Origin of the sequence: Pueribacillus theae, assembly GCF_003097615.1 — a bacterium.
Lineage (GTDB): Bacteria > Bacillota > Bacilli > Bacillales > UBA6769 > Pueribacillus > Pueribacillus theae.
This window is the reverse complement of sequence record NZ_QCZG01000064.1, coordinates 1-12,193: the sequence shown is the minus strand read 5'-3', so window position 1 is coordinate 12,193 and position 12,193 is coordinate 1. Positions and strand designations below refer to the sequence as shown.

9 protein-coding genes and 2 pseudogenes are annotated in these 12,193 nt (G+C 35.0%); all 11 read right to left on the bottom strand.

Going from position 1 to position 12,193, the window contains the following annotated elements; all coding sequences use genetic code 11:
• Nucleotides 1-203: 203 nt before the first annotated feature.
• Nucleotides 204-773 (bottom strand): annotated as a pseudogene (locus tag DCC39_RS17845) (transposase); the annotation flags it as partial.
• Nucleotides 774-1,043: 270 nt separating this feature from the next.
• Nucleotides 1,044-1,682, bottom strand: a complete 639-nt coding sequence (locus tag DCC39_RS17840; protein ID WP_116556244.1) for a TetR/AcrR family transcriptional regulator — start codon at nt 1,680-1,682, stop codon at nt 1,044-1,046.
• A gap of 137 nt (nt 1,683-1,819) precedes the next feature.
• Nucleotides 1,820-3,409, bottom strand: a complete 1,590-nt coding sequence (locus tag DCC39_RS17835) for an acyl-CoA carboxylase subunit beta (protein ID WP_116556243.1) — start codon at nt 3,407-3,409, stop codon at nt 1,820-1,822.
• A 69-nt stretch (nt 3,410-3,478) separates the two neighbouring features.
• Entirely contained in the window at nt 3,479-4,375 is an 897-nt protein-coding gene (locus DCC39_RS17830; protein WP_116556242.1) for an NAD(P)H-dependent flavin oxidoreductase, read from the bottom strand.
• A gap of 436 nt (nt 4,376-4,811) precedes the next feature.
• Entirely contained in the window at nt 4,812-6,368 is a 1,557-nt protein-coding gene (locus DCC39_RS17825; RefSeq protein ID WP_116556241.1) for a long-chain-fatty-acid--CoA ligase, read from the bottom strand.
• 27 nt (nt 6,369-6,395) lie between these two features.
• Nucleotides 6,396-6,854 (bottom strand): hypothetical protein, encoded by a 459-nt coding sequence (locus tag DCC39_RS17820; protein ID WP_116556240.1) that lies wholly within the window; start codon nt 6,852-6,854, stop codon nt 6,396-6,398.
• 88 nt (nt 6,855-6,942) lie between these two features.
• The gene (locus DCC39_RS17815) at nt 6,943-8,430 is read right to left on the bottom strand and encodes a sodium:solute symporter family protein (protein ID WP_165820927.1); all 1,488 of its coding nucleotides are present in this window, start codon (nt 8,428-8,430) and stop codon (nt 6,943-6,945) included.
• A 3-nt stretch (nt 8,431-8,433) separates the two neighbouring features.
• Nucleotides 8,434-8,682 carry a hypothetical protein gene (locus DCC39_RS17810; protein WP_116556238.1) on the bottom strand — a complete coding sequence of 83 codons (249 nt, stop codon included), beginning with the start codon at nt 8,680-8,682 and terminating at the stop codon, nt 8,434-8,436.
• A gap of 34 nt (nt 8,683-8,716) precedes the next feature.
• A complete protein-coding gene (locus DCC39_RS17805; RefSeq protein WP_116556237.1) occupies nt 8,717-10,267 on the bottom strand; it encodes a class I adenylate-forming enzyme family protein in 1,551 nt (516 codons plus the stop codon).
• Nucleotides 10,268-11,546: 1,279 nt separating this feature from the next.
• Nucleotides 11,547-11,915 (bottom strand): rhodanese-like domain-containing protein, encoded by a 369-nt coding sequence (locus DCC39_RS17800; protein ID WP_116556236.1) that lies wholly within the window; start codon nt 11,913-11,915, stop codon nt 11,547-11,549.
• A 159-nt stretch (nt 11,916-12,074) separates the two neighbouring features.
• A pseudogene (locus DCC39_RS19535) lies at nt 12,075-12,193 on the bottom strand (peroxiredoxin); the annotation flags it as partial.

Genomic DNA, 12,193 nt, shown 5'->3' with positions numbered 1-12,193 from the left:
TTCGTCCAGCACGACGAAAAGCGGCATAACCGCATTTCCTTTCTCATTGCTTACATCGACAACAAGGATATTAAATGTAACAAATAGAGCAAGGTTCCACAATATAGACTTTTAAAAACTCTTGTGAAATTTAATTAGATTAATGAGTCAATTTCATAATTCCTTATTTTAAAGAAAAACAGACCGGCAGAATTTAGAGACTACTAAAATTTTTTAGTTTTTTTGGTTTGTTGTTGATTTAACAGGACATTGATTCGATCAACAGCTAATTTTGAAGCATTTTAAACTAAGGTAACAATGTCAAAATGAACTTTGGCACGTTTCCCAGTCCGATAACGGACATTGTTCAGTTGGATATCCATTTAGATAAGCATTGACACGTTCTACAGCGATACGAAGTTTAAATATCGTCTTCCAAGCCTTTGATCCCGAGCTAGAGCTGTGTATTTTCTTAGATCCGTTGTAACTTTCACTTTATATACCTTTCGCCAAAGACTTCATTGGCTATGGGACAGTCTTTATTTCGATGAATTTGCGTATAAATGGGCTCGAAATCATACCCTGCATCCATGGTTTCATAACGTAAAGAGCGCAGTGGAAGACATTCATGGATGCCTTTTAAAGGAATAACTGCTTTTTCATCATTCAGGTTACCAGATGAAAAAAGGGATTGGAAAATGTACAGGCTCGATGTTCCAACATTGAAGTGGGCTTTATAGACATAAAAAAAAACATTTTTCCCTTCGCTATTCTTCTACGCCCCACTCTGGATCTTGGAGCGAAGATTAGATCACTGTCAAAAGCTGAAAAAATAGCTCCAATCATTAGGTAGGTTCTAAATAATATAATTCTTGCAGGTCAAACAATGCTCCTTGTTGTTAAAATAATCATAGGGAGTCATCCTCCAGTCTTAAAGTTGTTGTAACTAATCTTTTTCGGCATTTTGGGGATGTACTCCTCTTTTTGTGTCTCAAATGTCTTGAGACTCTAAGGGTTTAATTTATGAAATTGATTCTAATGCAAAACTAATGACTATATTTAGTTTATTCTCTTTTCTGTATTCCATCTACTAAAATAGACACAACTTGTTTAGCCACCAACTGCGGTTCACTTTTACCGTCCCACCATTTGGGAACAGCATTTGCTGCGCTGAAAAGAGTATTAATAAGTATTTTATTGTCAATATTTTTAAGTTGTTCAGGAAATTCTCTTCGCCAATCCTGTAAACACTGTAAATAAGGTTCTTCAATTTTTTTTCTGAATTTAATAATCTGGTTTTTAAATTCAGAAGGAAAAGAACGAATCGACATTAAGGTTGGACTAGAAAAAGGAAAATCCTCTAGAAACAAAAGAATGTGGGCCTCTAGCATTCTCGAGAGGCGTGTAGGCGGATTTTGAATGGTTTTCAGCTGGCTAAGCTTATCTATCGAATATTCATATACCACTTTGTGACATTGAAATAATAATTCATTTTTGGACGAGAAATAGCGATACAAAGCAGCCCTAGTCATCCCCACTTCTTTAGCAATCGCTTCCAAAGTTGTCTCATAATAGCCTTGTTGAGCAAATAAATTAAATGCTGCCTTTATTATTTCCCTTTTTTGATTCATTCTATTTTGATATATTCGTTCACTTACATCTTTGGGTTTGGTATCTTCAGAAAATTTATCAATGAAATCCACTGCATTTCCTCCTCATGAAGTTAAAACACATTTTGTCTAAAAACAAGGTTCAACAAACAAAGGTTACTATTAAGTCACAGAAATCTTACTCAATAGTAACCTTTGTGTCAATAGCACTGTCCTAGTTTTATGTCTGCTTAAATTGGGCTGATACCATGTTTTCGTGGAGGAAATTGCTTCGGTAATTTTTCAGGAAAACGTTCAAGTGATTTTGCAATTAAAAACCTTGTGTCTAAAGGATTAATAACATCATCAACACCAAACCCTTCGCCTCCCCGCATCGCCCCAGTTTGAGATTGAAACTTTTTGATTAAATCTTGTTTTCTTTGTACAGGGTTTTCAGCTTGACTAATTTCTTTATGGTATGCTACTTCAACTGCCCCTTCAATTCCCATTGCACAAATTTCAGCTGTCGGCCATGCTACCGTATAGTTAGATTGAGAACCTAAAACTATATAAGCAAATCCATACCCTTTTCGTACAACCACCGAAATTTTTGGTACGGTAATTTGTGCAAATTCAAATTGAAGTTTTCCAGCTTTTCTTACTAATCCTTCCGTCTCTGATCTGCGTCCGGGCATGAATCCCGCAACATCTATAAATGTAATTAAAGGAATATTGAAAGCATCACATAAGCTGACAAACCTCGATGCTTTAGTGCATGCGGCTGCATCCATTATCCCGCCCTTGTAAAATGGTTGATTTGCAACAATACCAATAGTTTTTCCGTTGATACGAGCAAAAGCCGTAATAATATTCTTCGCATATTGGGGCTTCATTTCATACATGCTATCTTTATCAAAAATGTAGTTTAAAACTTTCGACATGTCATAGACTCTATATAGAGAATCAGGAAGAACGGAAAGAATTGCTTGATCTACCTCATTCACTGGCTGCTCGGAAGCAACTCTTTGTGGACTTTGATTTGCATTGGAAGGAAAATAGCTTAAGTACTTTTTAATTTCTGAAATACAATCTTCATCACTATCTACAATTAAATCAGCCATACCGGTTTCTTTCGTTTGAAAAGTAGCCCCCCCTAATTCTTCCTTCGATAAATCTTCTCCCAAAGCCGACTTTACCAATTTGGGACCCGCAATACCGATTGTTCCATCCTTTACTATGGGAATAAAATCACATAACGAAGCAAAGTTTGCAGGCCCAGCAAATCCATCCCCAAAAATAGCACCGATTAACGGAACCCAACCAGACATTAATGATAAATCTTGGAATAACGTTAAATTTATTTCCCTCGCAAACTCTCGTGAATCCAATCCTTCCTGAATACGGTGTCCCCCTCCTTCCATAAGAAAAACAAGAGGAAATCCTGATTCTTTCGCAGTTTTTACAACTCGCTGTTGCTTTTCCATTCCCATTTTTCCAATTGAACCACCTAATACGGTTGGGTCATTGGCAATGACAGCAACAGTGCGTCCATCCACTTCACCGATCCCTGCTACAATCCCATCAGCAGGTGTATCTTTCCCCCGCATCATTTCCATACCCTCATGTTGAACCAACATTCCCAGTTCTATAAATGTTCCTTCATCAATGAGAAGATTTATTCTCTCACGAGCAGATAACTTTCCTTTTCTATGCTGTTTTTTAATAGCTTCGGATCTCTGTTCATCCAATAAATAACCTTTTTTAATTGACAGTTCATCTAACAATCTATAAATTTTCCCGCTTTCTATTCCAGAGTTACTTCTGTCTGTTTTTGAAGTCATTATAAAATTCTCCTTCTCCTTAAATAATGGCTTATTTCTATTCTATTATGTTTTTTATCTTTTAAGTTGTCATTTACTATACTCATCAAATAAGCGATCAACTAATTTGGAGACGGGAACAATATCTTTTACAGCACCAACGCCTTGTCCAGCTGACCAAATATTCTTCCATCGTTTTTTACGATGAACCCCGCTATTAAATTCGTTATACGATGGCAGATTTTCCGGATCCAATCCTGCTGCCACAATCGTAGGGCGTAGATAATTTGCAGTCAAGCCAGAAAACGATTTTGTTGTCATCACATCATCCATATTTACTTCAGTCAGCTTATCTTTGTATTCGGTTACCGCCATGCTTTCTGTTGTTGCTATGAATCGTGTTCCCATATAGACAAGATCAGCTCCAAGTGCTTCAGCGGCACGAATTCCTGTTCCATCCATCACACAACCTGCTAATACGACGATTCCATCATAAAATTCACGAACGGCACGAACAAAGGCAAAAGGATTGACCCAACCGGCATTGCCGCCAGCCCCTGCACAGAGTAGAATCAAGCCGTCAACACCAAGTTCAACAGCATTTCGGGCGTGCCGAAGAGTAGCAACATCGGACAAAACTATCCCTCCGTATGAGTGTATAGATGGAACGATTGCTTCTGGTGAGCCAACACTGCTGATTACAATTGGGGGCTGATGGTGCATTACGACATCAAGATCTTCAGATAACCTCTCATCACGAATGACCAAATTGACGGCATATGGGGCTGCCTCTGGTATCCCCACTAATTCATGAGTAATTTGACTCAACCAATGATCTAGTTCTTCACTTGTTCGTGGATTGATCGCTGGAAAAGACCCTATAACCCCACTACGGCATGCAGCAATTACAAGTTCCGGTCCGGAAACCCTGAACATGGGTGCTACAATCACTGGAAGGTAAAGGTTTTCAATAAAATTATCATTCATTAGTCTTATACCTCCCCACCAAGACAGATTTCACTCTTCTCGGCAAATTCCCGGTATACTTATGTTTGCATTTTATTTCAGTTTTATTTTTTTGGTGGTGAAATACTTTTAAATTCATAATAACTTCTCTCCTTTTCGGAATAATGATAATTTTCACCATGTCTCCAACAAACAGGTTTGATTTACTCCTGCTTGACTACTAAAATTTCATCATTAAAAATAAAAAAGTTACTTGTAAGTTACATAATTATAGTAACTCACGAGTAACTCTTTTGTCAATACAAGATTTAGAAAAGAGCAAATATTTAATTAATAATTTATTCATAAAACATCATGTGATAATGGAAACGCAATTGTTTCACCGTACACTACTAATGTACTCTGATATCATTCTGCTTTAGAAAACTCAAATTTTATTAAATTTGGATCACTTTGTTTACACCTGTCTTCCTTCCTTTTCCCAATACGGTTCTCTTAATTTATTTTTTAATATTTTTCCACCAGCATTTCTCGGTAATTCTGATATAAATTCCACACTCGATGGTTTCTTATAACTAGCCAAATTATTTTTACAATATTCAATTATTTCTTTTTGTGTTAATGTCTTTCCCTTTTTAAATACAACAAATGCTTTTAGTTGTTCTCCCCACTCTTTATCTGGAACACCTATAACTGCAGTTTCCAATATCTCTGGAAGTCTTTCAATTATCTTTTCTACTTCAGCTGGGTATATATTTTCACCTCCGCTTATTATCATGTCTTTTTTTCTATCTACAATATAAATGTATTCATGCTCATCCCTTATTCCTACATCCCCGGTATATAACCAATTATTCTTTAAAGTTTTTTGAGTTTCTTCATCTCTATTCCAATATCCTTGCATAATTTGTGGTGTTTGTGCAATGATTTCACCAGGTTCACCAACGGCAACCTCATCCCCATTATCGTTTACCACCTTTACTTCACCTAATATGACTGATCTCCCAGCAGCCTCCAAAAGTTTATTATCGTGCTTGAAAGCATAATCATGATCTTTTGGGGATAACGTTAATAAAGGGGTTCCTTCAGTCAATCCATATCCTTGCAGGAAATCACATTGAAATACCTCAATTGCTTTTGTCAATGCTTGAGCAGATATTGATGATCCTCCATACATTAGTAACCGCAAATTTGTGAAATTAAATTTATTCAGATTTTCTACATCTAACGCTTTATTAATCATTGTTGGTACTGGTAGTGAAAAGGTTATTTCAAAGTCTTGTATTGTTTTTAAGAACATTTCAGGTTCATACGTTCTCATAATTGTAATCTTTGTCCCCATGATAATAGACGGTAATAGCGTTCCAAAACCAGATAAATGGAAAAGTGGAGATACTATTAATGTATTATCATTATCATGAATTTTACACTCGATAATAAATCTAGTAGCTATTTCAAGCAAACTTCTGTGAGTATGAATTACTCCTTTCGGTAAACCAGTAGTACCACTGGTATACATAATACCAAAAAATTCATTTTCATTTATTTTTACTCTGGGTTCGGCGGAAGAAGCATTCCTAATTAATTCCTCATATTTATGAATATTATCGAAATTATTTTCTTCATTAATTAAAATAGTCTTAATTCCATCAGTATTATTTAAACTTTTTTCGGCTACGTCCATGTATTCAGCGCTTACTAGAAACAGTTTTGATCCAGAGTCTTTCAAAATAAAGTGAATTTCTTTGTCATTTAATCTAAAATTTAGTGGGACGACAATAACTCCTATTTTTGCCGCAGCATAAGAAATCTCAATATATTGAAAACAATTTTTCAATAAAATAGCTATTCTGTCCCCTCTTCCTATACCCATTGCTTCCAACGCATTTCCGAGTCTGTTTACTCTTTCATTTAGTTGCATATACGTCATTTTGATATTTTGTGCCGTATCTATAATTGCAATTTTTTTAGGATAACGCAAACACGTTGAAATTAAAGTTTGACCTATATTCATTCTGGGTACACCCCTTATTTATGACTTTTAGTTCCCATGGTCTACTAAAAATTTTTCCCATCTCTTTTTTACTTTCATCTTCAGGATCCAAGCAAACTGAAACATTGGATGTTTTTGAAGATCCCACGGTTTCTTATCCAATTGATTAAAAAATTGACTAAATAACAGCTGAATTTTGGGGAAGTTTTCCTTGTCTTGAACAACGATTTCAATAAAACATAAGTTTTCTAGAGACTTACCATTGCCTGTAAAATTAATTAAAAATCTCTCGAAAGGGCTGGCAGTCGCCTTAGTAATTTTAAGATGAAATTGAACAGGATGTGAGGATGTATAACTATAACCCTTTTGATTACTTAACATCCACGATCCTGAATTATTTCTCCAAATCCCTTTTACATTGTTTTTCTCAATAAATTGATTTATATCAACTTTAAATTTTTCATAATCGTAAGCTATAAAATTTTTCCAATTTTTTTGATAGAGCATTTTTACATCCCCTCCTATTGACAATTTTACAGAGATAGCTCCTTCTAATTTTAAGAGGCTAAATCTTCTATCGTGTATTTTAATACAATTAAGCAATTGTCTGAGCACGTTCATGAATTGAATTCATTAACTCCACATTTGTAGTTGAATCCGGCGAATTTTCTTTATACGTTGCGTTTGATACAATTAAATTAGCTATTATACCGAGGGGAAGTGCGATAATAAATTCCAAAAATGTAGGAATATTCGCTATTCCGAGGGAACCAACAGCAAACAATATCATAAAGCTGCCACTTCCAACAATCATATTAGCAAGCGCACCATATTTGTTCGCTTTTTTCCACCAAATACCCAATACAAGAGGACCGAAAAACCCAGCGGTCATCATGGCAGTTGCTTGCGAATATAAAATGACTAATAATGCAGGAGGATTGAGAGCTAAAATTGCGCCAATAAGACCAGCTAGGACAATAGAAATCCTACCGACTTGAATTAATGTTCGGTCATTAGCACTCGGAAATAACGTCGCCCAAATATCATTACTTACAGCGGCTGATATAGCAAGTAATATCCCACTGGTTGAAGACATCACAGCAGCAAAAATTGCCGATGCCGCTAATCCTTGAAGAATGGAAGGAAAATAAGCTTCCATAACTGCTATATAAGCAAAATCTGCATCTTGTAAAGCTTGATCCGTGCCTAAAGGAAATAAATTGAGTGCTGCTGCACTAACACCTAAAAAACCTACTAAACTAAAAATTCCGTAAAGCAATCCTGTATATCCCAATGTTTTTTTTGCAGCATCGCTCGATTTAGATGCAAAAATTCTCATGGAGATATGGGGAAAACATGAAACCGTAAACGTCCAAACTAAGGCAAACCCGATAATTGTTATAACAGGTGCACCCAGCGCTGTCCAAGCGGGATTATTTTCCATTGCTGCTGAAATCATAGTAATTGGTCCACCCAATTTTATAGCTGCAATAATTGGCAAAAGAATCATGAATATAAACATTAGTACAGCTTGAACTGATTCGGTCATAGTGATAGCCCACATACCACCCATCGATGTGTAAATTACAAATATAAGCGTTACAAGCAATAGAGTCCAAACATAATCCCACCCTAACAAATATTCAGCAGTAATACCTGCAGCCTTATATTGAGATATTAAATACAGTGAGAATGAAACTACAATGATTAAACCACCTATTAACCTTATTACTTTCCAGTTATTATATCTTTCTTTAAAAAAATCGACTAAACTGTTTAATTTCATAGCACCTAAATATGGAGCGACTAATATAGATGCTACTATAAATCCTACTACCGATCCCGTGATCGCTGCCCAAATGTAACTAATACTAGCTGAATATGCTACCCCTATTGAACCTAAAAACGAACCACCACTGGCAAAAGCAGCAAATGTGGCTAAAGTATTAATAGGAAGGCCTATTTTTCCAGAAGCAACATAGAAATTTCTTCTATCTAGAGATGATCTGCGATTATAATAGATTCCTATTAATATATAGAGTAAAAAGAAAAAGCACACAATTAAAGTTTCAAGAAGTTTCATCATTTACCCCCTCATACTAAATTTATTTGGATCATGGTCTTGGTTTTTGTCAATTTTCATCTCTTTTTTCTCACTAGCGAGAATAATAATAGCAACAATAGGTGTCAGAATCATCATAATTCCTTCAGTTGCCGCAATCCAAGAAAATGTACCAGGTGTGGGGTTCCAGCCCCAGGGTCCATAGATAAAAATTAAACTTGCAAAGCACCAAATTAACATAAACAACGACTTTTTCGGTAGCTTATACCACATTTTTATCCCTCCGGTATTTGGTTTGAATTTAAAATTAAACTTTATACTGTGGTGCTAATTCTTTAATTTTTCTTCTCAAAATTTTACCAGCAGCGTTTTTTGGTAATTCATCTATAAAGAAAATATTTTTTGGCTTTTTATAATTTGCTATTACTCCATCACAATGTTTTAAAATATCGTTTTTATCTATTTCTTGATTTTTTTTCTTAACTATGAAGGCGCTTACAACCTCTCCCCATTTTTCATCCGGTAAACCAACAACCCCTACTTCCTTTACCGACGGATTAGATTGAATTACCTCTTCAATTTCAGTAGGGAATATATTTACACCTCCGCTTATAATCATGTCTTTTTTTCTATCTACAATATACAGGAATCCTTCTTCATCAACATATCCCATATCCCCAGATGTCGCCCACTTTCCACGGAAACAATTCTCAGTGGCTTCTTTGTTTTTGTAGTATTCTGCTCCAAGTAACAAACCTTTCTTATATATCTCGCCGACTTCACCTTGGTTCACTTCATTACCTTCTTCATCCAAAATCTTAATTTCTATTCCGTAAAAAGGAAGACCGCAAGATCTGTTTTTCCTTAATTGATCTTTGGGTTTTATGATTGTATAGAATCCATGTTCTGTGGAGCCGTAATATTCGTATAACCCTGCATTAGAAAAATATTCTATTACTCCCTCTTTTACTTTTGTTAATAAGGCTGAGCCTGCACATACTAGGACTCGCATCGATGAAATATCAAAATTCCGTTTATTTGGAGTGTTTAATATTTCATTATACATTGTCGGCACCATTGGAGTAGCTGTTATTTTTTCTTTTTCGATAATGGAAAGAACAAGTTGCGGATCAAATTTATCGGTAATGAAAATTTTACCTCCAACACTTAGCTGCTGTAGTCCAAATAAAAATCCTAGACCGTGGTAGAAAGGTCCTGAAATTAATTCATAATCATTTTCTAAAACAGTAAATTCTATCGTCATTCTTTTCCAATGTTCTACCATAGATTTGTGAGTCGTTAATGCAGCTTTTGGATACCCTGTAGTACCCCCTGTCAGTCCCAACCAAAAATAATCATTTTCTTCAGCTTGGATTTCAACGTTGTGATCCATCTTTTCATTTAATCGTTTTTCATAATTAGATAAAATTCCATTGCCTATTACCAATATATTTTTCTTTGGAATTTGAACTTCCTCACTAATATCTTGAAAAACATTATAAAGATCTTCTGATAATATAATTGCCTTTGCATCAGAATGTTCAATGGCATATTTTAATTCTCTTGAAATAAATCGATAACTAATTGGGGCAACGATAACACCAATTTTAGCTAAACCATAAATAATTTCAGGATATTCACCACAGTTATTTAAAAATGTGACCACTTTATCCCCTTTAACTAATTCAAAATCTTCTTTTATTACTCTTGCAAGTTTATTACTTCTTTTATTTAGTTGTTCCCATGTTATTTTAAAACCGTCATTGCTTTTAACAGCGACTTTATTTTTTGTATCAAATTTTTCTCCAAAAAACTTTGGAATTTCACCGACTGTCATTTGATTGTGTTTAAGATACATATAGTACTCACTCCTTCTTCTAAAGGATTATTTGATTCCTTTATCTGTTGACCATAAACTACGTATATTCTAACTTCCGGTTCCGTGAAATTATTTCCCGCTGTCGGGCCATGCTACAATAAAGTCAACCCCCATGCCAGGTTGAAAAAAAGCGGTTCCTTCCGATCCGCCAAATATAGTTTTATCTATAGCTTGAGCAATTTGAGCAATCCCGCTAACTTGACCATCTGTCGCGTTTTTTTCTTCCAGCTCGGATATTCAAGATTTATTTAACATTCTTATCTCCATAAATCAGTCATGATCCTCTGGTTTTTCTATTCTCTCTAGCGTATATTGACCATTTCTGTGTAAAAAATCGTTTTTTCTTTTCCCCTTATCAATCTTGCTTTTTCTTTTCGTTGTTCCAGGTCAAGAATATACGCTTTCATGTTCCTCATACTCCTATCTTGTCTAAATTGAATTGAATATTCTTTGTGTAAATAATATTGAAAATATTTATCTTAGACTTTTTTCAACATCTTACCAATGAAATTTTCGGGAAAAAATTTCGGTGTATTCCCTATTAAGAGTTTGCCTTATACATGTAACATTCATCCTCTCTTATCAAGAATTCAAAATAAGAAAAAACTAACCCTATCTATTTGACAATTTTCATACTAGCCACTTTCATTCAACTTTATAAACGAAATTTGCAAAACAAAAAAGTGACTAATCAGTTACAAAAATATAATAACTCGTAAGTTACTTTTTTGTCAACAAAATATTTAGAAAAGATTTTATATTTACATATTAAACTTGAGGCTTACTTTCTTTTTAGGTTTTGTTAAGAAATTGTGTTGATAAAAGGCGTGTTATGTTGTGATTTTGCTTAAAGAAAAAATCCGTTTCTCAAAAGGTAAATTGGATCCTTAAATAGTCCAATATTCAATCAGAACCACCTTTGAGAACGAGTGTTTTGCTCTGTGGCTGAAAGTCTCTATTACTGGCCAACCCTTCAAAGGGACTGTTCGCCAACCGCATTACTTTCCCGACAATTCTCTAAAGGTTTACTTCTATCTTTTTCGTTCTCTTACCTTATTCTCCAGTAAACGAATCTGTATATTCCTTCAGACTTAATTGTTCTGCAATTAAATCATCTTGGTTCAGATTTTGTATGTATTCGTCAACTACCTTCTTAACCGTTTCTACATAAAAACTTTTACACTGACGATGTTATACTTACAAAATTCCATTTTGTATGTGCTAAACTGTTAACGTCATACGACATAAAAGTCCCTCCTCAAGTGGTGCCATCTCCGACCCCAAGTTCACTCATTTTATTTACAAATCTATCTCTTGGAGGAACAGTCATCGGATACTTTGCATCAGGATCAGAAAGTTCATTCAAAATGTCCGCAAACACTGCCCCTTGAATATGCTCCTTCTCATATGCTTCTTTTCCGGAAGAAAGCCTATAGGGGCCTTTTTTATTCGGTTCCAAAAACAACGTCGCATCCAAAATTCTTAACTTCGGATCATCTAATCTTTCCGCCAGCCATTCTGTGTTGACAATTTTCGGTACTTGGCTCACTGTATCTCCGCCTTTAACAGAATAATAACAGTCCATGAGTCCCACTAAAATAATTCCCGCTATGACAAATACTTTCACATTGTTTCACTCCTTAGTACAGGATTTTGATTAAGTAAATGTGTTCGTATTCATAACATCCCAAACAATCAGCTTTTCATAATATATATTATAAAAAAATATAAAAAGACAGTGTTCTTCTTTTGACAGAAGAGAGCACTGTCTCTTTCGCAAACTCATTTATCTCATATTTTCCTTAATATATCCCAACGCCTCTTCCACATGCCCCTTTACTTTGACACTTCGCCATTCTTTCACAAGCTTGCCTTCTTTATCAATCAGAAAGGTTGACCGATCAA